We start from the raw sequence: 25522 nt of genomic DNA on the forward strand, positions 1-25522 counted from the left end.
CACGGCAGCCCTCCGTGGGCAGCCCTCCACGGGCTGGAACGCGGGACGACGTTCGACTACGGCATTCAGCACCACAACGCTCCGGGCGGCGACTGCACGATGTGCTTCACGGAGGTCTGGCCTTCGGCCCGTCCCGGTGTTCCGGTCGTCGCCCGCAGCAGCGCGCGACGGCCGGAGTTGTTTCCCACCGCCCCTACCCGTCGGTCAAACCACCCGGGGTACGGTGACGCGTCCGCCGGACCGAAGCGGTCACAGGAACCGCCGATGAGTTTCTCGACCTAGGCGGGAAGGCCCTTGCCGGAGTCGACGGCGAAGAAGCCGGCCTCACCAGGCATGTTTCCCACTGAGACAGTGACGTCCGGTGACGGACGCCCAGTGGTTCGCGGGGCCGCCGAATAATCCCGTGCCGTGCCGGTGGTGGAGGTGCAGACTCGCTCCATGGCGGAGATGCGGACGTTCCGGGACGCGGTCAGTGGCTGGGCGACCGGCGGGCCCAGCGGGTCGGCGAGTGATCTGGCTGTGCGACTGGGGGTGCGGACGGCGGTGCTGCTGGAAGGGCTGAGTGACCTCGCGGCCGTTGAGGCACTGGCCGCCCGGCGTGGCCGGGACCTGGCCGCCGAGAGGGTGTGTGTCGTGTCGATGGGCGGGGCGATGAGCGTCGGCCGCTACGCCGGCCTCCTCGGGCCGCCCGGCCTTGGTCTGCGCCTGACAGGACTGTGCGACGAGGGCGAGCAGCGCTTCTACGACCGCGGCCTGAAGCGGGCAGGGGCGCCGCGCCGGGACTTCTTCGTGTGCGTGACGGATCTGGAGGACGAGCTCATCCGCGCGCTGGGCACGGCGAGGGTCGAGGAGATCGTCCGGGCCGAGGGCGACTTCCGTGCCTGGCAGATCTTCCAGCGCCAGCCCGCACACCACGGCCGGCCCCGGCAGCGGCAGTTGCGACGCTTCCTCGGCACGAAGAAAGGCCGCAAGATCCGCTACGGCCGCATCCTCGTCGAGGCCCTCGACCCCGCACAGGTACCGGCCCCGCTCGACGACCTCCTCACGAGCCTTTGACCCGGTGGACGGCCGGAGGGCTGTGATGACGACAGCGGCGGAGCCCGGGTCGTTAATGAGTTGACCGGGCGACGCCATCTGGCAAGGCTCCAGCCACGACCTGGACGAAAGCCTTCTCGCTGGCGGACTGCCCTACCCGATCGGCGGGCAGGGCCGCGAGTCAGCAGATCGGAGATACCGAGGAATGACTTCTCGCCTTCACGCGCTCTGCTTCGATGCGAACGACCCGATCCGTCTCGCGCGCTTCTGGGCCGGCGTCCTGGAGGGGGAGATGGCCGACGACTCCTACGACGGCATCGCACTCCTGCCGAGCGACGACACCGGGTTTTGGATCCGATTCCTTCCGGCCCAGGAGCAGAAGGCAGGCCAGAACCGGATGCACTTCGATCTGACGAGCACGTCCCTTGACGACCAGCAGGAGGTTGTGGCGAGGTCGCTCGAACTCGGTGCCCGGCACATTGACATCGGTCAATGCCCGGAGGAGGGGCATGTGGTGCTCGCCGACCCCGAAGGCAATGAGTTCTGCGTCATCGAGCCGGGCAACGCTTTCCTCGCCGACTGCGGATTCGTCGGAGCGCTCGCGTGCGACGGTTCGCAGGACGTCGGGTACTTCTGGAGCCGGGCGCTGGGCTGGCCGTTGGTCTGGGACCAGGACCAGGAGACCGCGATCCGCTCGCCGCAGGGCGGTCCGAAGATCACGTGGGGCGGTCCGCCACTGATGCCGAAGGCCGGGAAGAGCCGGCTGCATTTCGACCTCGCTCCACCTGACCACGGTGATCAGCAAGCAGAGGTCGACCGTCTCGTCTCCCTCGGGGCGACTCGTGCCGACATCGGTCAGGGCGAGGTCGACCGGGTGGTGATGGCCGATCCCGACGGCCATGAGTTCTGTGTGTTGACCCCCCGACAACCCGGTCGATCCGGAGGTGGCGAGCCTCCTCACCGCGGGGCGAGCCACGGTCGTCCGGTTCACTCGCGTCGCTGAAAACGCTGACGCCGGGCCTGGAGCACCGAAGCCCCGTCGACTCGGCCCCGCTGCTGCCCGACGAGCGGCGCGGCCGAGGGTTCCGAGTGGAACAGTCCGGGGTGGACGGTCATGCTGGTGATCGTCCACATGAATGCAGCAACGCGTGACGACGGAGGATGTCCCATGTCGAAACCACCGCTTCCCGAAGAGGCTGTCACGATGCTGACGAAGGCCAATCCGGCCGTTGTCACGACTCTGCGCCCGGACGGCCAGCCGGTGTCCACGGCCACCTGGTACCTCTGGGAGAACGGCCGGGTACTGGTCAACATGGATGAGGGACGCAAGCGGCTGGAGCATGTGCGCAACGATCCGCGGGTGTCGCTCACCGTGCTCGACGAGGGCAACTGGTACACGCACATCAGCATCGTCGGGCGCGTCACCGAACTCCGCGAGGACGAGGGGCTGGCCGACGCCGACCGGTTGTCCCAGCACTATCTCGGCAAGCCCTACGCGCAGCGGGACCGCCGCCGGTTCAACGCATGGATCGAGATCGACCGCTGGCACGGATGGGGCACCTTGAAGGACACCGACCAGCCCGGGTGATGCCTGCCCTGCCCGGCCGCGACCGTGCGCGGGTGCCGTCCGCGCAAGGTGAGTGCTGATGCTCACTCAGAACGTGAAGGGGAATTCCTGCCCTTCCTTCTGGCTGCGCGTGCGAGAGTTCACCGTGCCGCCGTCCATGATCGCGATTACGTACCGGACTCGCCGCCCGCCTGGGCACGAGTGCTCGACCTCGGGCAGGCCCCCCGCTGTCCGGTGAGCCCAGTACGGCTTCCCGGGCAGCACGCCACCGTTACGCCCCGATCCTCAGCGGCCCCACCACTGCCTTGCCGACCGACAACGCCGGTGTCGGTGGGGCTTGCCATGATGGCCGCATGAGCCATGTGATCACCATGAAGACCATTACTCTGAGCCGGACCCTTGCCTATGTGCGGGGTGGCGAGCTCACCGCCCAGCAGAAGCAGGTCCTCGACACCATGCGCGAGCGGGCGCAGGCGGCTCAGCGCCGCCTCGACCACGAGGGCATCGACTGGGGTATCACCCTCCCCGAGGCCCTGGAGCACCTCGTCGCCGGCCGGACCGACGCGGTGGGCCCGTGCGTGGGCAACGCCTATTACACCGCGTTGTTGATCGTCGTCGAGTGCACCGGATCCGACCCCACCGACGTGGGTGTGTACTCCAAGCCCTCCACGTTCTTCGGTCTCATGGACCGTGAACTCCGCACTCTGGGAGTCCCCGCCGACCTGCTGCCGTACGGTTTCTTGTACGCGGATCTGCCCGAGGGCATCCCGTTCCACATCCCGGGCCCCGCGGACGGCTACCCGGCCATCGGCTACCTCCCCCTGGCCAGGGCCAAGGCTGTTGCCGACGCCTACACCGCGGTACTCGACCGCGTCGACGGCGCCTTCACCCATGAGGTCAAGCGCCTCATCGAGATGTTCGAGCTGGAGCACGAGGAGTGGCAATGTGCCCTTCAGCACGGCCACACCATGGACACCGTTCTCTTCTGGACCGTGGGCTGACCCTGATTCAACGCCAGTGTCCCTTCGCCCTTCGCCCTTCGCTTTTATGGTTTTCGCGTGGGCAGAGGACGCCTCGGCGCGGCGATCGGCGAGACCGGTCCTGGTTGCCCTGGCTGTCTGACCGATGGGGAAGTCTCCGTGGAACCAGACCGGAGGGCGATCCCGCCCGGGGGCGCCCAGTGCCGCGTCCCACAGCTCGGTCATGGCCGCGGCGTCGAACGCGCCGTCGACCTGCACGACAGCGGCCCGCGCCGCGCGGGCCCGGACGGTGAGGTCCTCAGGTGTGTCCTCGGGCATGTCCTGGACCAGGACGCCCTCGGGCGCGAACCGCTGAAGGGTGATCAGGAACTCCGCCAGTCGGACCGCGGCCTCGGACGATCCGGCCGGCGCCTCGACGGCCGCCACCTCGCCGTCCAGCAGCGGGGCACCGCCCGTGGCTCTGGACAGCCGAAGCCGGTCTCACCCCACCCACCGGTACCGGGATGGTCAGTGGCAGGTGCGGGGCGAGCCGGGATAGCCGGACGGACAACTCCTCGCCCAGCCGGTGGATCACATGGTCGGAGCCGGCCGGTTCGAGCAGTTCCGGAAGGAGTCCGGCCCACTGCGGGAACTGCGTATCGACCAGGCGTCTGACCAGCGTGGCATCGATCGCGGGACGAGTGTCCGCGGTTCTCGCGGTTGCCAAGAGGAGCTCCTGCGTCGGCCCGATCCGTGCGGCAGGCAGTCGAGGCCGTCACAGTGCGTCGCGGGCCCGCCTGCCGGCCGGGTTTCTCAGTCGGCCACCACCGGGTGCCACCGGGTGCCATGCGCACCCTCGTTCCAGACCGTCCCGCGCACCGGCGCCTGCAACGGTCGAGGTCCCCCGTCTCCGGGTAGCGGGGACCGGCCGAGGCGGGACAGCCCGTGGTGATGCCGGCCGACGGGACCGAGGCCGCCGCGAGAGCGGGTCCGGCCCCCCTTGCCCCCCCTTGCCGGAGGTCTGTCACGCTCTTTACGGCGAGGCGCCGGTCCCGGGGCACGCCCGGTCCGTCACAGCCGCTGTCCTCCGGGCGATCGAGGCCGTACGGAAGGCACCCTCCCGGGGCCGCCCCACCGCTGAGCACGACCTGACAAGGAGATCTGAACCGGCATGAACACACAGACCCAGTCGTCCCGCCCGCCGATCGTGATCGTCACGGGCGGAAGCCGCGGCATCGGAAAAAGCACCGTGGAACGGTTGTGCGCGGACGGGTACGGCGTGGTCTTCACCCACTCCGGCTCCGACGACGAGGCCGGTGCGGTGGAAGGAGACCTCGGGCGCTCGGGCCGCATCGCCCGCGCCGTACGGGCCGACGTCACGGCCGACGACGCGCCGGCCCGGGTGTTCGACGTGGCCGAGAGCCTCGGCACGGTCGTGGGTCTGGTGAACAACGCGGGCATCACCGGCGGGATCGCCCCCCTCGCAGAGCTGTCGGACGACGTGCTGCGGCGCGTCGTCGACGTGAACCTGGTGGCGCCGCTCCGGTGGTGCCGGGAGGCCGCCCGGCGGTGGGCGGGGCGCACGACGCGCTCGACGATCGTCAACATCTCGTCGGTCGCCGCCCGCACCGGCTCACCGCACGAGTACGTCTCCTACGCCGCGACGAAGGCGGCCCTTGAAGCCCTGACCATCGGGCTGGCCAAGGAACTCGCACCGGACAACATCCACGTCAACGCCGTGTCCCCGGGCACCATCGACACCACCATCCACGCGCGGGGCGGAGACCCGGGACGGGCGGAGCGTGTCGCCTCGCGCATCCCGCTGGGGCGTCCCGGCCGGCCGGAGGAGATCGCCGAGGCCGTCTCATGGCTGGTGTCGGAACGTGCCTCGTACGTCACCGGCACCGTGCTGGCCGTCGCCGGCGGCCTGTAGCGGCCGGCTGCCGCCCCACGGCGACGCGCGGAGCGCGACCGGCCGGCCCGGCGGGCGTGACTCCGTACGCCCGCGTGAACATGCGCGTCCTGTGGCTCTGGTCCGCGAAGCCGGCCACGACCGTGCCGTGCGATCACCGGGCCGGCGACGAAGGGCCGGGGCGCGCCGCCTTCGGCGTCCCGAGCATGAACAACGCCGGGCGCCCTGTCCGGTCCGGCATCAGCGAGCCCCGCGAGCTCCTCCGACCACCGGTACCGGGTCGGCCGACCCGAATCATTCCATCGCAAACCTGAGCGATAAGGTCTTGGGTGATTGCGTCGGCCGAATCAGGACGCGGGCGCAAGGGCGAGCCGACTGTCGATCACAGTACTCCGCACAGCCCGCCTTCCCCCTCCTCCGCCCTACCCCTGCCCGGCCCTCGGCCGCCTCTCCCGGAAACACCTCACATGAGTATCGATGCCGCCCCGCGCCCCGAACCCGCCCAAGCCACCCCCGAGGCGTCCCGCCGGCGCAAGGCGGCCGGGCGGGCTCCGGCCCGGCCCACCCCCGCGGCCGCGTTCCACAGCGTCAGCGCCGCGACGGCTGTCCTGCTGGGCCTGGTAGCGATCGGCGCGATGATCCACGAACCGGTACTGATACCGCCGCTGGCCGCCAGCGCGGCCCTCGTGCACAGTGCCCCCACCCTGCCGCTGGCCCAGCCCCGCAGCGTGGTCGTCGGCCACCTGCTCGGCGCCGCCATCGGCTACGGCGTCCTGGCGGCGGCGGGCAGCAGCGCATGGGCCGCCGCCGTGGCGGCCGGTGTCACGCTGGCCCTGATGATGGCCGCCCGTACTCCTCACTCACCCGCCTGTGCCACCGCCGTCGTCATCGTGCTCCAGGCTCCCGCGCCCGACCGTTTCGTTCCCCTCCTGCTCGGGGCCACCGTCCTCCTCGTCCTGACGGAATACGCCGCCTCCCGCATCCGCCGCACGGCACCGAGGTACCCCGCCTACTGGTGGTGACCGCCGAACAGCCGGTGACGCGGTCCTCACTTCCCCTGCGTGCGGTCTCCCGGCGCGGGCGAGCGCGCTGCTCTCCTCCACGGGGCGCGCAGCCCGGCTCAGTGGCATCGGCGGCCGGTGCCCGGTGCGGGGTCGTGCCCCCGGTACGGCGCGTCGGCCCGCGCTGCCGCACCGGGGTGTGGGGTGAGACGGGGTACGGGGTGAGAGCCGATCAGCGGGCGGCGGTGAGGACGGCGTCGGCCATCGCCTGCTCACCCGCCGCGTTGGGGTGGAAGGGTGCGGCGGCGCTGGTGACGAGAGGTTCCATCCAACGGGTTCCGGCCGGCTTGCAGATGTCGTGGCCGACGGACTGGGTGTAGGTGTCGACGTACTGGGCACCGCGCGCGGCGGCCTGAGTGGCGATCATGGTGTTGAGGCGCTTGTGGGTGTCTCTCAGCCAGGGGGCGTCACCCTTGGCTATCGAGACGACCGAGGGGCAGTTGCTGCCGTCGTCGGGAAGGATCGCGGGGTAGCCGGTGACCAGGATCCTGGCTTGGGGGGCGCGCTGGCGGATGCCGTCGATGGCGGCGGTGATCTTGGGCGCCGTCGCGTTGATGGTGGCGGCGAGCCGGTCGGTGCCGGTCCAGGTGTAGCTGTTCTTGCAGGGCGAGCCGGCAGGGCTGAACACTCCGAGGCTCACGCAGCGCAGGATGATGTTGGCGAAGCCGATGTCGTTGCCGCCTATGGTGAGGGTCACCAGGTCGGTGTCGGAGCTCAGCGCGTCGAACTGCGGTGGCGCGGAGCTGTTCTGCGCCGAGGTCATGTGCACGGTGGTGGCGCCTCCGCAGGTGACGTCCTTGTGGGCGCCGGGAGCGAGCGCGGTGGTGACCAGGGCGGGGTAGTTGCGGTTGGAGCGGGTACAGGCGGAGTCGACCTGGTCCGGAACACCGGCTCCCGAGGCGTAGGAATCCCCCAGGGCGACATAGCGGTCGACCGGATCGTCCGCGGCCAGCGCGGGGCTCGCGCCGAAGGCTGTCGTGGTGGCCAGGAAGGCTGCGGCGGAGGCGAGAAGGGTGCGGGTACGACGGCTCGATAAAACTGATCGCATGGCGCTGCCTCTCATGGCGAAGGGAAGGAGTGGACACCTTCTGCCGCCGGGAAAGGCCAGAAGGCGTACGGGACCGGCGGCAAGGCGGTCCCGTTCGCCTGCCGCCGAGGGTGCGAGGGCACTGCGCGCAGTTACTGGTCAGTTGTACTGGCACGTAATATGTGGCCGGAGTGACGGGCCGTCAAGACGTCCGGCAGCGGATTGTTCAGTCTGTGTTCAAATTTCTGGCCGGGCCTGACCTCGCGGGGCCCCGGCCTGGCGCGCCTGAATCCCTGTCAATGCACCGGATCAGCGAGGTGGTGCAGCGCTGCACCACGCTTCACCGGGCTTGCGGAGAAGCGCAGTTCGATACGGCGGTACTGGTCCGCGGACTCGACGCCGAGTCGTCGCTGCGGAACGGGGGCGCTGGACGTTCCCTGCGGCCGCAGGGCAGCCGCCGGCGCCGCCTCGTCGACGCGCTGGCCGCTCAGGTGGAGCATCTGCGCGCCGAGCGGGAGTTGCGCGAGCAGGCCGCCCGGTTGGCCGAACGGGCCGCCGTCGCCGCCGGGATGCATGAGGTCCTGGCCCGCCGACTGAGCCTGGTCGCCCTGCACACCGGCGTCCTGACCACCCGCAGAGAATCCCTGCCCGACCCGGTCGCCGACGCACCGCCCTGCTGCGTACCGCCTCCGCCGACGCGCCGGCCGACCCGCGCGACGACCTGGAGCCCTGCGTGACCCGGACGCCTGCCCGGCAGCCGCCGCTCCGGCATACGGCGGGCCCGGACACAGGGTGCCCGCCGGCCACAGGGCGATCAGCAGGGGCAGGGTGACCACCCCGGGCCGGGGCGCCGTGCCGTGCCGGCCTGCCCGTACGGGCTGCGCGCCAGGAGGCGGGGGAGACCGCGGGCGGAGCCGACGGCGCCACCGGGGCGGACGGCCGGGGCGGCGGGCAGCGGCACGGCTTGCGTGCCGGTGAGCGCCGCCCCGGCGTCCTCGGTCACGCGCGGCCGGCCGGGTCCTGGTCCTGGACTGTCTCCGGGGACCTCGCCGGCACCGGCGCCGCGGACAGGCGGGGCTTTTCCGGGGCGCGGCGACGGGTGATCCGGGCTGCCAGGGGCTCGGTGTAGCGGGCGGTGAGCGGACCGGTCACGACCAGGATGAGGACGTAGGCCGTGGCCAGCGGTCCCATGGCGGGCTCGATCCCGGCGGTCACCGCGAGGCCGGCGATGACGATGGAGAATTCACCGCGGGCGACCAGCGTGCCGCCCGCGCGCCAGCGTCCCTTGACCCCGACGCCGGCCCGCTTCGCCGCCCAGTAGCCGGTGGCGACCTTCGTGCACGCCGTCACCACCGCGAGCACGAGCGCGGGCAGCAGCACCGGCGGGATGCTCGCGGGATCGGTGTGCAGGCCGAAGAAGACGAAGAACACCGCCGCGAACAGGTCCCGCAGCGGACTCAGCAGCGTATGGGCGCCTTCGGCGACCTCACCGGACAGGGCGATGCCGACCAGGAACGCACCGACCGCGGCCGACACCTGGAGCTGTTGCGCGAGCCCGGCGACCAGCAGGGTCAGGCCGAGGACGACCAGCAGCAGCTTCTCCGGGTCGTCGCTGGAGACGAAGCGCGAGATCAGCCGGCCGTAGCGGACGGCGACGAACAGCACCGCGCCGGCGACGCCCAGGGCGATGGCCAGCGTCACGCTGCCGGCGGCCAGGCTCACCCCGGCCAGCAGGGCGGTGATGATGGGCAGGTACACGGCCATGGCCAGGTCTTCGAGGACCAGGATGCTGAGGATCACCGGGGTCTCGCGGTTGCCGAGCCGGCCCAGGTCTCCCATCACCTTGGCGATGACCCCGGACGAGGAGATCCAGGTGACTCCGGCCAGCACGACTGCGGCGACCGGGCCCCAGCCCATCAGCAGCGCGGCCAGGGCGCCGGGTACGGCGTTGAGGGCGAAGTCGACCAGCCCGGCGGAGTACTGGGTCTTGAGGTTGGAGACGAGGTCGCTGGCGGTGTACTCCAGCCCGAGCATGAGCAGGAGCAGGATGACGCCGATCTCGGCGCCGATCGCGACGAACTCCTCACTCGCGCCGAGCGGAACGAACCCACCGGTGCCGAAGGCGAGTCCGGCCAGCAGATAGAGGGGTACGGGGGAGAAGTGGAAACGGCCCGCGACCCGGCCCAGCAGGCCCAGGCCCAGGATGATCGCGCCGAACTCGATCAGGAAGACCGCGGAGTGCACAGGCGATCACTCCCGTCCCAGTATCGCGGCGGCCGCGTCGACGCCCTCGCGGGTGCCGATCACGATGAGGGTGTCCCCGCCGGCGAGGCGGAAGTCCGGAGCGGGTGAGGGGCGCGCCTCCGCACGGCGCAGGACCGCCACCACCGACACACCGGTCTCGGTACGCATCCGGGTCTCACCCAGCACCCGGCCGTTCCAGTAGGAGTGCGCGGACAGCTCGATCCGCTCGGCGACCAGGCCCAGACCGGTGGTGTGCAGCAGGTTCGGGCTGTGATGGGCCGGCGTCAACGCGTCGATCAGCGACGCCGTCTCCGCACCTGTCAGATGCAGCGACTGCGCACACGCGTCCGGATCGTCGGCCCGGTAGACGTTCACCGTCCGGGTGCCGTCCCGGTGCGCGATCACCGACAGGTGGCGGTGTTCGCGGGTGGTGAGGTCGTACTGGACCCCGATTCCGGGCAGCGGCGTCGTACGCATACGTGGAGCAGGCACAGCCCATTCCCCCTCTGTTCGTTCTTCGTGGTGGTGCGTCGCGCGGCGGGACCGGACAGGCGACCGGGCGCGGCGAGGGCTCATGTTGCCAGGTGCGGACAGAGCCGGAACATGGGTGTCGGAATGGAGGGACAAGCGGTGCCGCGAGCGGCGAGGCGGTGACGGGGCGGTACGCCCAACCGCAGGTCGGACCCCGGGTGACGTCGGAACGCAGGGCGGTGAAAGTGAGGGTGGGACGCCGCCGGGAAAGACAGGAAGGAGACGGGCCATGTCGCTGGACCGGCGGATCTTCCTCCTCGACGCCGCCGTCCTGGTCGTCGCGGTCCTCCTGCTCCTCGGCCCCGTCGCCGTCTCCACCCCGGTGCTGTTCGGCGAGGCCCTCGTCCTGATCACCGGGCTGGTGGCGATGCTGATCGCCAACGCGGCGCTGTAGCGGATCGGACTCGCCCCGTTGCAGCGCCTGACCCGGGCCCTGGCCACAGCGGACCTCCTCAAACCGGGCAGCCGCACCACCGCCACCGGAAGCGGAACGCCGGCGCATCGCCCAGGAACCCCACGACGAGGTCGGCCGGACCCCCATCCGCACCTACCTCGACCGCGCCCGCAGTGGTGACCCCCTGCCCGTCCGTCCCCTCACCGGAGGCGAAGAAGAGATCCTCGAACTCGTCGCCGAAGGCCACACCTCCAAGGGGATCGGGGCCTTCTCGTCATCAGCGCCAAGACCGTCGAACGCCACCGCGCCAACCTGCTCCGGAAACTCGGACTCCGCGACCGCCTCGAACTCACCCGCTACGCCATCCGCGTCGGCCTCGTCGAGCCGTAGCCCGCGACCTGCCGCTCCCTGATCCGCTGCCGGCGCACCTCATGGACTGACCTGCCCAGGACCGGGCAGTTCGGCGGAGAGCGGCAGCGTTCTCCGAAGCCCACTGCTGGAATGTCCTCGCCGGGCGCCGGCGATCCGGGGACGGGACCAGGAGCCCGGTGACGACCAGCGCCGCACCTGCGCCGACCGTCACCCTGCGCCCGTAACGGCGCACCGGAGAGCCGCAGGCCGTAACCCCGGCCATCGAGCCGGCGGCGGGTGGCGGAATCCCTGGCGGCGGGGTTTCGACAGGCGGGGGGAACCAAGAGCGTACGATCGTACGCATGACGGACCACTTCGCGGGAGACCCGCGTACCAACCGTGAACGGATGCTCGCCGGAGACCTCTACATCGCCGACGACCCCGACATCGCCAAGGCCCAGCAGCGCGCCGTGCGCCTGACCGCCCGGTACCAGGCGGCGTACGCCGAGGACGTCGACGCCGCCCAGCCCGTCCTCACCGAGCTCCTCGGCGGTCTCGGCGCCGGCGCCCACATCCGGCCGCCGCTCTTCGTCGACTACGGCACGTACATCACGGTCGGCGAGGACACGTTCATCAACTACTGCCTCACCGCTCTGGACGTGGCCCCCATCACCATCGGCCGCGACTGCCAGATCGGCCCGAACGTGCAGCTGCTCACCCCCACCCACCCCGTGGATCCGGAACCGCGCCGGGACAAACTGGAGGCGGCCGAGCCGATTGTTGTCGGCGACAACGTCTGGCTCGGCGGCGGGGCGATCGTCCTGGCCGGGGTGACCGTCGGGGACAACAGCGTCATCGGCGCCGGAGCCGTCGTCACCAAGGACGTACCCGCCAATGTGGTCGCTGTGGGCAATCCGGCCCGAGTGGTCCGTTCGATCTAGTACAGGTCGATCCAGTACAGGTTCAGTGGAGGAGCACACCGTGGCGACCGGACGGAACGACCCCGAGCGGCGGGAGCGGATCATCACCGCCGCGCTCGACCTGATCGCCGAAGAAGGGGTCGCCGGCACCTCGCACCGCAAGATCGCCGCTCGCGCCGGAGTGCCGCTCGGATCGATGACGTATCACTTCGGCGGCATGGACGAGCTGCTGCGCGAGGCGTTCACCCGCTTCTCCAGCAGCACCGTCGCCGTCTTCGAGGAGCGACTCGGAGCCGCCGCGACACCCGACGAGGCCCGTGAGGCGATCGCCGACCTGGTCCACCATCTGTCCAGCGGCAACCAGCGCGAACTGGTGCTCACCCACGAGCTGTACGCCCTCGCCGCCCGCAGACCCGCCTACCGCGAGCTGACCCGGGAACGGATGAGCCGCAGCCGCCGTGCCCTGCAGCGGCACTTCGACCCGGTGACGGCCCGCCAGCTCGACGCGCTCATCGAGGGCCTGTCCACCCACCGCGCCCTGGAGACCCAACCCCACGAACGGGCCCTCACCCTGCAAGCGATCACCCGCATCACGCGGGGCGGCAGCGCGGCCGCCTGATCCCTCGAAGTCCCTGGCCGGCACCCCACCTGACCAAGGTGCCGGCCAGGTTCTCCCCGTGCCGTCCCGGCGTCGGCGGGATGCGCGTATCGCTCACCTGCCCCCGGCCGCGACGGGGTTCGACACCGGCCTGGTCGGCCTTCCCCCACCGAAACGCTGACAGCGCGAGACCCCAGGAGACGCCGGGACCTCTCCGTGCTTCGCCTGATTCGCCCGACCGGTTGGTTCCAGGACCGGCCGCAGGCGGCGTCCCGCCCCTTCCGCGCCCAGCTCTGCGAGGAGGCGCCCCAGTGGGCTTCCCGCCCAGCGCGGACAGCCGCTCCCGCTGCCCGGTGGACAGCTGCGCCCAGGGGCCCGCCTCCCACTGCCGCTGAAGCCGCCTCCCCGGACCATCACCCTCGAAGAGGACATCGGGCTGGATCTCGGACAGGGGTGTGGGCCGCAACCACCGGTTGCGGCCCACACCCCTGCAAAGGCAACGGTCCAGGAGGGCGCTCAGCGCTTGAAGGCGTCCTTGACGTGCTCGCCGGCCTGCTTCACATCGCTCTTGGCCTGGTCTGCCTTGCCCTCGCCCTGGAGACGCTCATCGCCGGTGGCCTTGCCCGCGGTTTCCTTGGCCTTGCCCTTGAGCTTGTCGGCGGTGTTCTCGGTCTTGTCAGCAGCACTCATCACGCTCTCCTTACGTTGCGGTTCTGACCATCCGCTGCCCCGCATCAGCACTGTTATGCGGCTGTGCCGCGTCCGGTACCCGAGGGGACCACCGGGGCGCCGCGGACGACCTCCGCCGGAACCGGCGCGTCCGAGCGGTTGTTTGCCACCCTCGGACGGGGGCAAACGGCGATTCACAGCCTGATGCTGCGGCCACAACCGAGGCCGTGGCCCTGATTTTTGGAGTGCGTACGCATGGGAATCATTTCGTGGATCATCCTGGGTCTGCTGGCCGGTGCGATCGCCAAGTTCCTGCTGCCCGGCCGTGACCCGGGCGGCATCCTCATCACCATGATCCTCGGTGTCCTGGGCGCACTGCTGGGCGGCTTCCTCGCCCAGGCGCTCTTCGACGTCGACCCGATGGACGGTTTCTTCGAGATCTCCTCCTGGCTGTCGGCGATCATCGGCTCGCTCATCCTGCTCGTGATCTACCGAGCGGTCGCGGGCAAGCGCCACCGCGCCTGACCACACACCGAACCGAATCCGCGGCGGGCACCGGAGTTCCTTCCGGTGCCCGCCGCGCTGTGCCTCCCGCTGGCTCCCGGTGAGGTCCGGTCTGCGAGGGCCGGGACGCCCTGCTCACCGGGAGACCGAAGCCGTGCTCCCGGTGTCAGGGACGCCCGTACCGCTGATGCCGCTCGTGCCTGTCGTCACGGGAATCGCCATCGGAGTCGCAACGAGCAGCGCCATGGGCGTTCCTTGCCTGCCCCCGCGCAGACTGCTTCCCAGCTCGGCGGCTGCCGCGCTTGCGCGCGTACCGCAACCTTGACGATGAGTTTCACGCGCCCGTAGGCCCGGTTCGGCACCCGGCCCCGGCATCTCCGCAGCAAGCGCCCCCGTCGTCGTGGACGTCGAGCACAGTGGACCCGCCCGCCTGTGCAGCCGTCGCGGTCGCCCCGCACGACTGAGCACGACTCGGTACGACTGGGGCCGCCGGCCCTCGGCGGGAGGAGGGCTGCCGTACGAAGCGGCCCTCCTCCACTGTCCGTGCCACCGGCGGAGAGGTCAGCCCGTCGGCTGTGTCCCGTGCGTCCCGTGTGTCCCGCTGGACAGGTGGGCGGGCAGGCTGCGGTGGCCGTTGGAGATGAACGATTCCACGGGCACCAGACCGGACGCCGGGACGGCCGGCCTCAGGCCCGGGAAGCGCTCGAAGAGGGCGGGCAGGGCGATCGCGGCCTCCATCCGGGCCAACGGTGCTCCGAGGCAGAAGTGGACGCCGTGTCCGAACGCGAGGTGTTCCTTGTTCACCCGGGTGACGTCGAAGCGGTCCGCGTCCTCGCCGTGGAGCGCGGGACTGCGTCCGGCAGCGGCATAGGCGGCGAGGATCGCGTCGCCCTTCTTGATCGTCACCCCCATGGTCTCGATGTCCTCCACGGCGTAACGCAGGGGAAGATTCGCCACCGGAGCCTGGACGCGCAGGGTTTCCTCGATCACGTCGTTCCAGGAGGCCCTGCCCGTCCGGACCAGTTCGAGCTGGTCCGGGTGGGTCAGCAGGGCGTGGATCGCGTTGTCCAGCAGATTGACCGTGGTCTCGTGGCCGGCGCTGATCACCAGGAGCAGGGTGTCGACCAGCTCGGCTTCCGTGAGCCGCGTGCCGTCCTCCTCCCGGGCCGCGATCAGAACGCTGGTCATGTCGTCACCCGGCTCCCGCCGCTTGAGTGCGACGAGGTCGGACAGCACGGTGTGCATGCCCTGGAAGGTGGCCGCGACCTCCTCGGGGGCGGCGGCGGTGTTGAAGATGCTGTCCACCAGACGGCGCAGTTCCTTGCGCGTGTCTTCGTCGTTCACCCCGAACAGTTCGCAGATGACCTGGATGGGGATCGGATAGCAGTACTCCTCGCGCAGATCCACCGCCTGCCCCTGGGGGACGGCGGCGAGACCGTCGAGCAGAGCGGCGGTCATCTGCTCGATGCGCGGGCGCAGGGTCTCCGTGGCGCGCGCGGTGAACGCCGTGGAGACGAGCTTGCGCAGGCGCCTGTGGTCGCTTCCGTAAGCGGTGAACATGTTCGTCACGGCGACCCATGTGAACAACGGCCACTCCGGGGTGATCTCCCCGTTGATCCACGCGGGCCAGTGCCGGCGGGGGTCCTTGGACACACGAGCGTCGGTCAGCAGCTCCTTGAGGAGCGCGTGGTCACTTACCGCCCACGCCACCACCTGGCCAGGGAGCTCCACCAGCGCTGCCGGCCCCCGTTCCCGTACGCGGGCTCCCTCTCCGTGGATGTCTGCGCCGGAGACGTCGATGACGAGGGGGCGGGGTTCGTGTTCCATGTACTGGCTCCAGAGGGCTTGTCCGTAGCGACCGGCACGGTGATGGGGGGAAAGCGCACAGGCAGGGCGGCCAGGGCCCGGTGGAAGGGCCCCTGCCGCCACTCCAACCGGCTTACCCCGACCGCCAGTTCGGTATCCGGGAGCCGGTCGAGGAGTTTCTCCACGGCAACGGCTGCGATCAGCCGGGCGGGGGACTTCGCCGGGCAGGTGTGCGCGCCGGCGCTCCACGCCAGATGCGCGCGGTTGCCGCCGCGCCGGTCGCCCGCCAGGGCGGGGTCGGTGTTCGCGGCGGCCAGGCTGACCAGGACGGGCTCGCCCTCGCGCAGCAGGGTTCCGTCGAGCTCCAGGTCGTGGAGCGGGTAGTGGATGGCGTAGTTCGCCATCGGCGGATCCGTCCACAGCACCTCGTCGAGCGCGTCCTCGACGGGCATGCTGCCCCCCGCGAGGTCGCCGCCGAACCGGTCGTCGGACAGCAGCAGCCGCAGACCGTTGCAGATGAGGTTCTGCTGGGGCTCGGTGCCCGCGCCCATGAGCACCACGAGCTGGTGCATCATCTCCTCGTCGGTGAGCCGCGCGGGATGGGCCATCAGCCAGGACGTCACATCCGCTCCGGGCCGCTCCCGCTTGAGAGCCACCAGCTCGGCCACGCCTTCGGCGAGGACCGCGTTCGCCTTCTCGGAGTCGGCGTTGGCGTCGAAGATTCCCGACATGCCCTCGACCAGCTTGTCCCCGGTCTCCGGCGGGCAGCCGAAGAGCTGGTTGAAGACGAGCAGCGGCAGGATCGCTCCGTACTCGCCGAGGAGATCGGCCCGCCCCTCGGGGCCGAACCGGTCGATGAGGGTGTCGGCGCTGTGCTCGACGTAACCGCGCAGCGCGTTCGGGTCCACGCGGCTCAGACTGTCGGTGATCGCACCGCGCAGCCGCGCGTGCTCGTCACCGTCGGTCCACAGGGCGTTCGGCCGGTACATCATCATCGGAACGACGGGGCTGTCCGCGGGGACCGTCCCGTCCACGAGGCCCCGCCACCGGCGCGGGTCCTTGGAGAACCGCTCCGGGCTGCGCAGCACCTCGAGAGCGGTCTCGTAACCGGTGACGAGGGACGCGTGGACGCCGGGGGCTATCTCCACCGGCGCGATGGAGCCATACGTGCGCAGCCGTGCGTAGACCGCGGCCGGATCGGCGGCGAACTCCGGCCCGTACAGGGACTCAGCCGTACGGAGGGCGGCCGGGGAGGCCGGACCGGCCGCGCCTTCCCTGGGCCCGGCGTGTGCCGGACACCCGGGTGGCGGTACCGCGTCCGGGCCGGGCTGGGGGGTGGTCATCGAAGCTCCTGGAAGGTGCGGGTCTGGAGGTACGTGACCAGGGAGATCAGCGCCTCGGTGGAGGACGCGGTGTCGCGCGCGTCGCAGAGGACGAGGGGGGTTTCCGGGAGGAGGTCGAGTGCTTCGCGTATTTCCGCTTCGGGAAAGACCGGTGCGTCGTCGAACTGGTTGACGGCGACCGCGTACGGCATGCCGTGCTCCTCCAGCAGGCCCATGATGTCGAAGGACTGGTCGAGCCGCCGGGTGTCCGCCAGTACCAGCGCTCCCAGCGCCCCGTTCAGCATGTCTTCCCAGAGCTTGGTGAAGCGTTTCTGCCCGGGAGCGCCGAACAAATACAGCACCAGTCGCTCGCTGAGCGTGAGGCGGCCGAAGTCCATGGCCACGGTGGTGGTGGTCTTGTCCGGGCTCCCGGCCAGGTCGTCGATCAGTTCGCCGGCCTGTGTCATGGTCTCTTCGGTACGCAGCGGCCGGATCTCGGACAGGGTGCCGACGAACGTGGTCTTGCCGACCGCGAAGTGGCCCACGACCAGGATTTTGACCGCGGTTCTGACCGTGTCCCGGACGTAGACCTGGTCAGAGCCGGGCGCGGAGTCCATCAAGCACCTCCTGGAGAAGCTGGTCGTCGGGGAGCTGGGCCCTGGGGATGGGGGGCCGGGTGGTGATGTGGCCGCTGTCGATCAGATCGCTGAGCAGGACCTTGGTGACGCTGATCGCCAGCGTCAGGTGCCCTGCCACTTCGGCGACCGACAGCGCTCCTCCTCGGCAGAGCTCCAGGACGCGGCGCTTCTCCGGACTCGGGCCGCTGAGCGGCCGGTCGCCCACGGCCACCACGAGCGTCACCAGGTCGAGCGTATTGCGGGTCGGGTGGGCACGGCCGTCCGTCACGACATAGGGGCGCACCAGGCCCCGTTCGCGCCTGTGCGGTGGGCTCATGCCGGACGGCTGGTGCCCGGCCGGGCAGGCACGGAGTCCCGCCGGGGCGGACTGGTCAGTTCCTTGCCCAGTCGGTCGACGAGCTTGTGCATGCCGTAGGTGACCGCCTCCATGTCCACGTTCTGGGTGGCGGAGACCGCCAGGTAGGCCCCGGCGCCGGCGGCGACCAGGAAGACGTACCCGTCGGCGAATTCGACCAGTGTCTGCTGCCAGGGGGAGGACTCCTCGGCGCAGAACTCGGCGGTGCTGCGGCTGATCGACTGGAGACCGGACAGCGCGGCGGCCTGCCGCTCCGCCTCGTCGCGCCCGATGCCCCGGGAGTGCGCCCGGAGCATGCCGTCCGCGGACAGCAGGATCGCATGGCGGGCTTCCGGGACCTTGAGGACCTCGTCGAGCATCCAGCCCAGTTCGTTGGCCATGTGGTCGTTCATTCCTGCGAGTTCCCTTCGTCGTCTTGAGAAGCGGCGCGCCCGAAGCGGGTGCCGCGCGCGAACGCACCCATGCGGAAAGCGGTCTCGGCGGCCGGGCGAACCGGGGTGTGACCGTCGCCGGACGGTGTGGCGGACACCTGCTGCCCCGCTGCCTGGTCCTGGACGGACCGGCGACGGCGCTTGGGGAGGCCGCCTGCCGTGGACGCCCGGGGGACAGCGGCGGCTGCGGCGGGCAGCGCCTGCCCCGTGGGCACCGGAGCCACGGGCGCGGGCTCCGCACCACCCGGCAGGGCCTGCGGGGCGTCGGACGCGGACCCGGACCTGGATCCGGAGCCCGATCTGGAGGCCGCGGCCGGGGTGATCGGAGCGGACGGCGGCACGGGGACCGGCTCTGCCTCCTGTACGGCCGCCGCCTTGACGGTGCCTGCGCGATTGAGGAGTGCGTGGGGGAGGAACACCACGGCGCGCACGCCCCCGTAGGGGGACCGGGTGTCGACCGAGACGGTGAACCCGTACCGGGCGGCCAGCACACCGATGGCGGCGAAACCGAACTGCGGCGGGTCACCGAGCCGGTTGATGTCGATGTCCTCCCGGCCCGACAGGCGTCGGCCCGCCTCCTCGGTCTCGCGTGCGTCCATGCCGACGCCGGCGTCGTCGATGACCACACAGATGCCGTTGTGCGCGGGCTGGATGCTGACCTCGACCTTGGTGTTGGGCTGCGAGTGCCGTGCCGCGTTGTCCAGCAGCTCGGCGACCGCGAGCACCACGGGCTCCACCGCCCGGCTCACCACTTCCAGGTCGACCCGCGAATGGATCTCGACGCGCCGGTAGTCCCGGATCCGGGACGTCGCGCCGCGTACGACGTCGATCAGCGGTGAGGCGGCCCGCTGCCGGCCCGGCCACGATCCGCAGAGTACGGCGATGGCCTGCGCCCTCCGGCCGAACTGCGCATTCGCGTGGTCGATCTCCAGCAGGTCCTGGAGCACCTCCGGACTGTCGTGCCGGTCCTGCATGTCCGAGATCGACAACTGCTGTTCGTTCGCCAGGGCTTGGAGTGCGCGCATCGCCGCCTTGAGCGTCGCTCTCGCCGACTGGTCGGCTCGTGACCGTGCCGCGTCGGCCACTCTGGTGAACAGGTCCTCGATCTGCCGCAGACTCTGCCCGTACGCCGTCGGGCCCAGCTGCGGGTCGAGCAGGCCGGGCACGGGTACGGGCTGGTGGGGAGCCTCGGCCAACACGGGAAGACGGACCTCGACCAGGTGCCGGGCCTCCTCGTCACGAGCGCGCAGGCCGGCTTCCAGCGCCGTCAGGCGCCGGCGCAGAGAGGCGGTGAGCCGGCGTTGGCGTACCCACAGGACCAGGCCGACGAGCACCATGGCCGCGAGGCACCAGATCACCGCCTCCGGTATGTGTTGTGTCATCAGTTCCTCATGGATGGGGGGATGAGGTGAAGCAGGACAGCAGTGCGGGGCGAGCCGGAGAAAGTGCCTGTGCGTCCCGCCGGGCCCCGGCGGAGAGCAATCCGGAAATCGGCACACTGATGGGGTGATGTCCGAACTCCCTTGCCCACCAAGGACGCTGGAATGGCTGATCATCCTAGGTATGGCAGGCGGCTTCAAGTTCCTGAGACAGGACGAGCCATATCGGCCGCCGAACCCGCCGCCCCGGCCGGCCGCCGGACCTTCCCCAAGAGCGGGGGCCGGGGCGCGCAGCCGCGACGACGCCGGCTTCCTGCACGGGGATCTTGTCCTGTTCGGCCGGCCGGCGAACGCGCCGGCCGAACCGCCAGCGCTCCGCGGCGCCCGGAACGTACAGCAGGAAGGAGCGGATCGGAGTCGGAGCGGGACCTGGAAGCCGGTGAAGCCGTCGGACCGGGGAAGAAGAGTGGCCCCGCGGCCTGGGGGTGGGCTCGCGGGGCCATCTCGGGCCCGGACGACGGGGGGTGTCGTCCGGTCGGGGGGACCAAGGTGCTGGTGCCCCGCGAAGGAGGAGTCATGCATGGCAGTTGGCCGGGCGGCCGAAAAGTTCGCGGCGGGACCGGGCGGGCTGTTGGAACGGCGCCGCACGACGGTCACCTCGGCCTTGCTCACGGAGGGCCGGAGGAGAGGCCCGAACCACGGAGACATGGCCGAAACCCTGCCTTTTCCCTTGCGCTTGCCCTTGCCCGTCTCGGCACTCGGCCCCCGGCACCAGCGACGGTCGCCCCGCACCGCCCGACGTACTGCGCGGGATCACGATCCTGGACACGCCGATGACCAACGGGTGGATCCTCACGGCTCCCGGCGGGGTACGGGATACGCGGTCACCGCCCTGCTCACGGCTGCGCCGATGCCGCCCGGGTGGTCCTTGGTCCGCACCGCCTCCACCTGGCCCGTGTTCAGCACGGCTGACCTGCCAAATGTCGTCGGGCCCGCCGTCGTCCCGGGGTTTTCGCAGCAGCCCGTCCCACAGAAGCCGGGCCAGAACCGCAACCGGTGGGCAGAGCCACGCGTGCTGTGACCGATGTGTGCAGATCGATCAGCCAGTTCGACGTGCGCTCCTGCCGCCGACGGCGGGAGAGCTGTTCTCGCCAGTACGGCGCCGTCCGACCGCGCTCCGCGAACCTGAGCCCAGGAGCGGACTGCCGGCAGCGCATGGGCGAGCGGGGCGTCCGGCGAGCCCGTGACGCTCTGTTCTCCTCCTGCTGGCCTATGCCGACTCGCCTGTCCCGGCTTGGTGGCTTCTTATCGGAAACGGGGGTGAGTGGGCCCCCGGCTGGTTGCGATCGCTGGAGGGCGACCAATGTATGAGATGCACGCGGAGCCGATACCGGGCCAGGACGGGCTGGTGTGGCATGTGATCAGCAAAGAGACGAGAGCCAGCGCCCTGTGCGGGCGCCCCCTGGCGCCGCCCGCCTCACCTGTCCCGCCCAAGGGTGAGGCAGCCGAGGAGCGTTACTGCTCCTCCTGCATGACCGCCGTCGGTTCGGTTGTCGAGCGCAACCTGCGGCGGCCGACCACCACCTGATCCGCACCACTCCTCCGGCATGAGGGAACGTCGTAACCGACGTGGCCCGCAGACGGCCCGGTCGGATAGGGGGCCCGGCCAGGGCGCAGGCCGGTCCCGGGTTCCCGCCTGCGGTTGACCGTCGGCCGGGTGGGACCAGCCGCCGGGGAGCCGACAGGAAAGGGCGGAGCGACGCGGCTGTGGCGGCACGCCCGGGCTGCTGGGCACGGCGGCGAACCCGGTCCCGATGCTTTCCGGCTGGGGCAGCACGTCACCGGGGAGCGAGGCTGAGTACCGCACGGGGGTGCACCGGCCTTCGCCGAGCGGGGGCACGGCCGGTCCCCGGAAGGCATGACGGGTGATTCGGCCTGGTGATTCATCGGCTCCGCGGGCGCCGAGGCGTACGGGGTGCTTCCCGGCGCGTGGAGCGCAGGAAGATCACGTGCGCCGATGTTCCGTGTCCGCCTGCGGGGACCGGCACGTTTCCCCGGCACTGGGACGGAGGAGCACAGCGGTGTTCGCTGGGCGCGTCGCGGTGGCGGGCTGCGGCCGATCGCTGTTGCGCCCCTGCCCACGGGCCGTACGTCTCGCTCAGCGACTGCCCTGTCGCCAGAGATCGCACAGAAACCGAACGCCGCACGCGAGAGCCCTCTTTCTGGCAACACAACGTACTGCGGTGCGTAGTCGCGGGTGCGTAATCACGCCCCACTGTCCCTCGTACCGATTTCGTGACAGTGCCCTCGTGCCGCCATTCCTCTGCCGCTGCCGGCACGTTGTCGGACAATGAACCAAGATGACGCTACGAGCCCCGTCGAGTCCGTCGACAGCCGGCCCGGACACCCCCACCATCCCGAAACCCCGATGAACGAAACGGACAGGCTGACGATCGCCCTGAAGTACCTGCAGCTCCTGCTGCTGACCCTCGCTGTCCTTGCCGCCGTCCTGAACTTCGCCGCAGTGCTGGCCGGCCTCGCCCGGCGCTGACAGCGGAGCGCCGTTGCACCCGCCCGACCCCGGCATCCGAGCCCTGGGCGAACTCTGCCGACACCGCCTCCTGCCGAACCGGTGTCCTGGACCCAGGACACCGGCCCCGCTTCACTCTTCACCATTCACCAGGAAGCACGCCCGGATCATCACCTGGGAAGGTGCCGGCCGATCCGGATTTCGCTGTCCGTGATGACAGGGGTGGGGGCGTCCGGGCAGTGAGTGGAGTGGTCCTTCCACGCGTCGGAGTCGGCTTCGGGTTCATGGAGGCGGATTTCGCCGCACAGGACACACCGTTGGGCTCGGGCTGTCGGCGGCAGGCAGTAAAATTCGCGGGCATCGACGGGCAGGGCGTAGGGCTCGATCATGTGCTGCTGTGTTCCCCCGTCGGCGATTTTGAAGTTCGCCGTTCTGTCCTCCGTTCGAGTGGCGGCGTTTGCGGCGTGCTGACATGTGCGCCGGGCGCCGGACCCGCCCCACCCCGCCGCCGGGCATCGGCCTTCTCCGTACTCGGCCACGGACCACACGACTGTCGGTTGCGCGGTTGCGCGGTTGCCGGTCGCCGCGTCCCAGCTGGCGGCGGTCGCCCCTGGGGGAGTGGGTGTTTCCCGCGGAGTGCACGTCTACCGGTGTGATCGGGGGTGGGCGTGTTCTGCTGATGAGCGGTGGGGCGTGGCGTGGAGGAGGACGGGATGGACTGGCAGGCGTTCGCTCAGCAGATGGCCTCTTTGGCCCGGGATCTGCTGGCGCAGGAAAGCGTGGATGCCACGTTGGAGCGGATCACCAGCGGCGCGGTGGAGCTGGTGGAGGGCTGCGAGGCGGCCGGCATCCTCCTGGTCCACGGCGACCGGGTGCAGTCCCTGGCACCGACCGAGCAGCTGGTCATCGACAGCGACCGGCTGCAGGAGCGTCTGAGGCAGGGCCCGTGCTTCGACGTGGCCCGCCGCGCCGGGCACGAGCGGGTCATGCGCGTTCACGACTTCACCCAGCAAGCCGACCGCTGGCCCGACTATGTGCCCCGGGCCCGTGGGCTGGGACTGGGCAGCATGATGGGTTTCCTGCTCTACACCGATGAGGAGGAGCTGGGCGCACTGGACCTCTACTCCCGCAGGCCCGGCGCCTTCACCGAGGCCAGCGAGGCAGCCGGATGGCTGCTGGCCTCCCACGCTGCGGTCGCCTTCTCCAGCGCCCGGGCCGAAGCCCAGATGCGCGAGGCGCTTACCACCCGGCACCTCATCGGTGAAGCCATGGGCATCCTCATGGGGCGCCACGGCCTGGAGGAGGAGCAGGCTTTCGACGTCCTGCGCAAGTACTCCCAGGAAACGAACACCAAGCTGCGCGAGGTCGCCCGCCAGGTCTGCGAGACCGGCCGGCTCGCCGACTGATCCCGGCTCCCCGTGCCGGCGACACGGTTTTCCCGGCACGTCGCCTGGTCCACGAGTCGTGGTTCTGGGCCCGGCCTATGTGCGGCAGGACCGGGACGCCCCGGGCCCGGATCTTCTGAAGGTGCCCGACCCGGGCGACGCCCGGTACCCGGTAGGCCGTCACCGGAGGAGCACGATTCCGGCCATCACCACGGAAGGTGTGCCAGAGCCTTCTCGGGGCTCTGGTCTGGCACACCTTCCGTGGAAAACTTGCTGGTGTGCGGTGTATCAGAAGGGAGGACCAAGTCGTCGACCAGCTGTACCGCGCGAGGATGGTGCACGGACCACGACCTCGTTTCCGCGACACCCGTCAGATCCGCTTCGATCCGGCCTCGCGCCTGCTCCCTCGGCGCACACGCCCGCACCCGGCGCCCCGATGTCCGGCACCTCCGAACGACTGCGGGCGGTCCACCGCTTCCTGGAGCAGCCGCGAGCCCCTGTCGGTACGGGGGGCGCTTCCGCGTGCTGAACCGCACCCGTATCCCGACTCGCCCGCGCCACTCGCACCCGCACTCGCGGCCGCAGCCCTCGCCGGGCCGGTCGTACCGGGCCGGCGAGGGCTGCGAGTGGCGCGGGGTCAGACGGTCACGACGACCTTCCCGTGAACATGTCCGGACTGGCTCAACGCAAAAGCGTCCGCCAGCTCCTCCAGGGGGAAGGTCCGCGCCACCGGCACTGTCAGCTTCCCCGCGTCGGCGAGGGATCCCAGCTCGGCCAGGTCGGCGCCATTCGGCCGTACCCACATCCACTGCCCGCCGGCGTCGATGACGGAGTTGTCCGCGATCGACGCGTGCCGGCCGCCTTCGCGCAGGACGGCCAGCGTCGTGTCCAGGACCCCGCCGACGAAGTCCGCGACGACATCGACCCCGTCCGGCGCGAGTGCCCGGACGCGCTCGACGACTCCCTCGCCGTACGCCGCGGGCTCCGCGCCGAGCTCGCGGAGCCGGTCGTGATTGGCGGGGGAGGCGGTACCGATGACCCGGGCGCCGAGGGCACGTGCGATCTGCACCCCGAGGGATCCCACTCCGCCGGCGGCGCCATGGATGAGTACGGTGTCACCCGGACCGGTGCCCAGGCGTGTCAGCACCTGGTACGCCGTGAGACCGGCCAGCGGCAGGCCCGCGGCCTGGTCCCAGGTCAGTGACGCGGGCCGGCGGGCGAGGGCCCGCACGGGGACGGTGACGAACTCGGCGAAGGTGCCGCCGTGCACGTAGTCCTTGCGCGCGTAAGCGAAAACCTCGTCGCCCGCCGCGAACTCGGGCACGTCGATACCCACTTGCTCGACGACCCCGGCGACGTCCCAGCCGGGGATCACGGGGAAGACCGTGTCCATCAGGTCCTTCAGGCCCCCTGCCATGATCTTCCAGTCGACCGGGTTGACCGCCGCACACCGCACGCGCACGAGGATCTCGCCGGGTCCGACCTTGGGGCGCGGCTGCCGTGTCTCTGCGAGGACTTCCGGACCGCCGAAGGCCGAGTACGTCATCGCCCTCATGTCACTGCCGCTGTCGGGGGTGCCTGCCTCATCGTTTCCCATGGCGTGCCTTTCCTCATCGGTTTCCGGGTCTCACCCGGCTGATCGTTGTTCATGGGTTGCCGGAGAGGGCGGTGGTGAAACGGGGAGGCGGAGAGTGGGGACCAGGGTGCCGTTCACGACGAGCGCGATGCTCTTCGCGAGGGGGCGTCCGGCTGCGGCGCGAGGAGCCGGCTGAGCCGGCCGAGCCGGCCGATGACGCGGTGTGGCTCTCGCCTGCCGATTCTGGTCTGGGCCGGCGTCGTGTGCTTCATCTCCTTCGTCTCCTTCGTCTGCGACCTGGTGGTAGCAGTGGTCCTGGGCGGGCTCT

At 70.7% G+C, this 25522-nt stretch carries 26 protein-coding genes and 2 pseudogenes; 15 read left to right on the forward strand and 13 right to left on the reverse strand.

Going from position 1 to position 25522, the window contains the following annotated elements; genetic code table 11:
- Positions 1-438: 438 nt before the first annotated feature.
- The 4 genes from ACWDZ4_RS19385 (at position 439) to ACWDZ4_RS19400 (ending at position 3603) form a co-directional block, all read left to right on the forward strand.
- The gene (locus ACWDZ4_RS19385; protein WP_451509614.1) at positions 439-1056 is read left to right on the forward strand and encodes a TOPRIM nucleotidyl transferase/hydrolase domain-containing protein; all 618 of its coding nucleotides are present in this window, start codon (positions 439-441) and stop codon (positions 1054-1056) included.
- Between the two features lie 184 nt (positions 1057-1240).
- Complete coding sequence (locus ACWDZ4_RS19390) at positions 1241-2038, forward strand: VOC family protein (RefSeq protein ID WP_451509615.1); 798 nt, start codon at positions 1241-1243, stop codon at positions 2036-2038.
- Positions 2039-2203: 165 nt separating this feature from the next.
- Complete coding sequence (locus tag ACWDZ4_RS19395) at positions 2204-2623, forward strand: PPOX class F420-dependent oxidoreductase (protein ID WP_451509616.1); 420 nt, start codon at positions 2204-2206, stop codon at positions 2621-2623.
- A gap of 332 nt (positions 2624-2955) precedes the next feature.
- On the forward strand, positions 2956-3603 hold the full coding sequence (locus ACWDZ4_RS19400) for a DUF7691 family protein (RefSeq protein WP_451509617.1): 648 nt from the start codon (positions 2956-2958) through the stop codon (positions 3601-3603).
- A 120-nt stretch (positions 3604-3723) separates the two neighbouring features.
- Here the strand turns inward: ACWDZ4_RS19400 and ACWDZ4_RS19405 are convergent.
- Positions 3724-4288: pseudogene (locus ACWDZ4_RS19405) on the reverse strand (phosphotransferase); the annotation flags it as partial.
- A gap of 444 nt (positions 4289-4732) precedes the next feature.
- On the opposite strand from ACWDZ4_RS19405, the gene ACWDZ4_RS19410 reads away from it, so the two are divergent.
- Together ACWDZ4_RS19410 and ACWDZ4_RS19415 are read left to right on the forward strand one after the other, a co-directional pair.
- Entirely contained in the window at positions 4733-5494 is a 762-nt protein-coding gene (locus tag ACWDZ4_RS19410; protein ID WP_451509618.1) for an SDR family NAD(P)-dependent oxidoreductase, read from the forward strand.
- 446 nt (positions 5495-5940) lie between these two features.
- Entirely contained in the window at positions 5941-6495 is a 555-nt protein-coding gene (locus ACWDZ4_RS19415; RefSeq protein ID WP_451509619.1) for an HPP family protein, read from the forward strand.
- Between the two features lie 211 nt (positions 6496-6706).
- Here the strand turns inward: ACWDZ4_RS19415 and ACWDZ4_RS19420 are convergent, their stop codons facing one another.
- Positions 6707-7582, reverse strand: a complete 876-nt coding sequence (locus ACWDZ4_RS19420; RefSeq protein ID WP_451509620.1) for an SGNH/GDSL hydrolase family protein — start codon at positions 7580-7582, stop codon at positions 6707-6709.
- A 278-nt stretch (positions 7583-7860) separates the two neighbouring features.
- Between ACWDZ4_RS19420 and ACWDZ4_RS19425 the strand changes: the two genes are divergently transcribed.
- The gene (locus ACWDZ4_RS19425; protein WP_451509621.1) at positions 7861-8298 is read left to right on the forward strand and encodes a hypothetical protein; all 438 of its coding nucleotides are present in this window, start codon (positions 7861-7863) and stop codon (positions 8296-8298) included.
- 77 nt (positions 8299-8375) lie between these two features.
- On the opposite strand, the gene ACWDZ4_RS19430 is transcribed toward ACWDZ4_RS19425, so the two are convergent.
- The 3 genes from ACWDZ4_RS19430 to ACWDZ4_RS19440 are packed head-to-tail and all read right to left on the reverse strand — an operon-like array spanning position 8376 to position 10297.
- Positions 8376-8564, reverse strand: a complete 189-nt coding sequence (locus ACWDZ4_RS19430) for a hypothetical protein (RefSeq protein ID WP_451509622.1) — start codon at positions 8562-8564, stop codon at positions 8376-8378.
- The gene (locus ACWDZ4_RS19435) at positions 8561-9805 is read right to left on the reverse strand and encodes a cation:proton antiporter (RefSeq protein ID WP_451509623.1); all 1245 of its coding nucleotides are present in this window, start codon (positions 9803-9805) and stop codon (positions 8561-8563) included. The genes ACWDZ4_RS19430 and ACWDZ4_RS19435 overlap by 4 nt, the downstream gene beginning before the upstream one ends.
- A 6-nt stretch (positions 9806-9811) precedes the next feature.
- Entirely contained in the window at positions 9812-10297 is a 486-nt protein-coding gene (locus ACWDZ4_RS19440) for a cation:proton antiporter regulatory subunit (protein ID WP_451509624.1), read from the reverse strand.
- Between the two features lie 268 nt (positions 10298-10565).
- On the opposite strand from ACWDZ4_RS19440, the gene ACWDZ4_RS19445 reads away from it, so the two are divergent.
- The 4 genes and pseudogenes from ACWDZ4_RS19445 (at position 10566) to ACWDZ4_RS19460 (ending at position 12620) form a co-directional block, all read left to right on the forward strand.
- Positions 10566-10730 carry a hypothetical protein gene (locus ACWDZ4_RS19445; RefSeq protein WP_451509625.1) on the forward strand — a complete coding sequence of 55 codons (165 nt, stop codon included), beginning with the start codon at positions 10566-10568 and terminating at the stop codon, positions 10728-10730.
- Positions 10731-10869: 139 nt separating this feature from the next.
- A pseudogene (locus tag ACWDZ4_RS19450) lies at positions 10870-11120 on the forward strand (helix-turn-helix domain-containing protein); the annotation flags it as partial.
- Between the two features lie 323 nt (positions 11121-11443).
- Positions 11444-12022, forward strand: coding sequence for a sugar O-acetyltransferase (locus tag ACWDZ4_RS19455; protein ID WP_451509626.1), 579 nt, complete (start codon positions 11444-11446; stop codon positions 12020-12022).
- Positions 12023-12062: 40 nt separating this feature from the next.
- Positions 12063-12620 (forward strand): TetR/AcrR family transcriptional regulator, encoded by a 558-nt coding sequence (locus ACWDZ4_RS19460; RefSeq protein ID WP_451509627.1) that lies wholly within the window; start codon positions 12063-12065, stop codon positions 12618-12620.
- A 495-nt stretch (positions 12621-13115) separates the two neighbouring features.
- Here ACWDZ4_RS19460 and ACWDZ4_RS19465 read toward each other — a convergent pair whose 3' ends face one another.
- Positions 13116-13289, reverse strand: coding sequence for a CsbD family protein (locus ACWDZ4_RS19465; RefSeq protein WP_344494227.1), 174 nt, complete (start codon positions 13287-13289; stop codon positions 13116-13118).
- Between the two features lie 234 nt (positions 13290-13523).
- Here ACWDZ4_RS19465 and ACWDZ4_RS19470 point away from each other — a divergent pair, with 234 nt between their 5' ends.
- Complete coding sequence (locus tag ACWDZ4_RS19470) at positions 13524-13793, forward strand: GlsB/YeaQ/YmgE family stress response membrane protein (RefSeq protein WP_451509628.1); 270 nt, start codon at positions 13524-13526, stop codon at positions 13791-13793.
- A gap of 540 nt (positions 13794-14333) precedes the next feature.
- On the opposite strand, the gene ACWDZ4_RS19475 is transcribed toward ACWDZ4_RS19470, so the two are convergent.
- Genes ACWDZ4_RS19475 through ACWDZ4_RS19500 form a run of 6 tightly spaced genes read right to left on the reverse strand, consistent with a single transcriptional unit; the run spans position 14334 to position 19706 of the window.
- Entirely contained in the window at positions 14334-15485 is a 1152-nt protein-coding gene (locus ACWDZ4_RS19475; RefSeq protein WP_451509719.1) for a cytochrome P450 family protein, read from the reverse strand.
- On the reverse strand, positions 15467-16921 hold the full coding sequence (locus tag ACWDZ4_RS19480) for a cytochrome P450 (RefSeq protein WP_451509629.1): 1455 nt from the start codon (positions 16919-16921) through the stop codon (positions 15467-15469). The genes ACWDZ4_RS19475 and ACWDZ4_RS19480 overlap by 19 nt, the downstream gene beginning before the upstream one ends.
- Positions 16918-17517: a GTP-binding protein gene (locus ACWDZ4_RS19485; RefSeq protein WP_451509630.1), complete on the reverse strand. Its 600-nt coding sequence runs from the start codon at positions 17515-17517 to the stop codon at positions 16918-16920. The genes ACWDZ4_RS19480 and ACWDZ4_RS19485 overlap by 4 nt, the downstream gene beginning before the upstream one ends.
- Positions 17495-17854: a DUF742 domain-containing protein gene (locus ACWDZ4_RS19490; RefSeq protein ID WP_451509631.1), complete on the reverse strand. Its 360-nt coding sequence runs from the start codon at positions 17852-17854 to the stop codon at positions 17495-17497. The genes ACWDZ4_RS19485 and ACWDZ4_RS19490 overlap by 23 nt, the downstream gene beginning before the upstream one ends.
- On the reverse strand, positions 17851-18285 hold the full coding sequence (locus ACWDZ4_RS19495; RefSeq protein WP_451509632.1) for a roadblock/LC7 domain-containing protein: 435 nt from the start codon (positions 18283-18285) through the stop codon (positions 17851-17853). The genes ACWDZ4_RS19490 and ACWDZ4_RS19495 overlap by 4 nt, the downstream gene beginning before the upstream one ends.
- The gene (locus ACWDZ4_RS19500) at positions 18282-19706 is read right to left on the reverse strand and encodes an ATP-binding protein (protein WP_451509633.1); all 1425 of its coding nucleotides are present in this window, start codon (positions 19704-19706) and stop codon (positions 18282-18284) included. Before ACWDZ4_RS19500 ends, ACWDZ4_RS19495 begins: the two co-directional genes overlap by 4 nt.
- 1360 nt (positions 19707-21066) lie before the next feature.
- On the opposite strand from ACWDZ4_RS19500, the gene ACWDZ4_RS19505 reads away from it, so the two are divergent.
- From ACWDZ4_RS19505 to ACWDZ4_RS19515, 3 genes are all read left to right on the forward strand, one after another.
- Positions 21067-21291 carry a hypothetical protein gene (locus ACWDZ4_RS19505; protein ID WP_451509634.1) on the forward strand — a complete coding sequence of 75 codons (225 nt, stop codon included), beginning with the start codon at positions 21067-21069 and terminating at the stop codon, positions 21289-21291.
- A gap of 762 nt (positions 21292-22053) precedes the next feature.
- The gene (locus tag ACWDZ4_RS19510) at positions 22054-22254 is read left to right on the forward strand and encodes a hypothetical protein (protein WP_451509635.1); all 201 of its coding nucleotides are present in this window, start codon (positions 22054-22056) and stop codon (positions 22252-22254) included.
- A 692-nt stretch (positions 22255-22946) separates the two neighbouring features.
- Complete coding sequence (locus tag ACWDZ4_RS19515; protein ID WP_451509636.1) at positions 22947-23639, forward strand: GAF and ANTAR domain-containing protein; 693 nt, start codon at positions 22947-22949, stop codon at positions 23637-23639.
- A gap of 616 nt (positions 23640-24255) precedes the next feature.
- On the opposite strand, the gene ACWDZ4_RS19520 is transcribed toward ACWDZ4_RS19515, so the two are convergent.
- Positions 24256-25215, reverse strand: a complete 960-nt coding sequence (locus ACWDZ4_RS19520; RefSeq protein WP_451509637.1) for an NADP-dependent oxidoreductase — start codon at positions 25213-25215, stop codon at positions 24256-24258.
- Between the last annotated feature and the right edge of the window lie 307 nt (positions 25216-25522).

Source organism: Streptomyces sp. NPDC003016 (genome assembly GCF_053591455.1).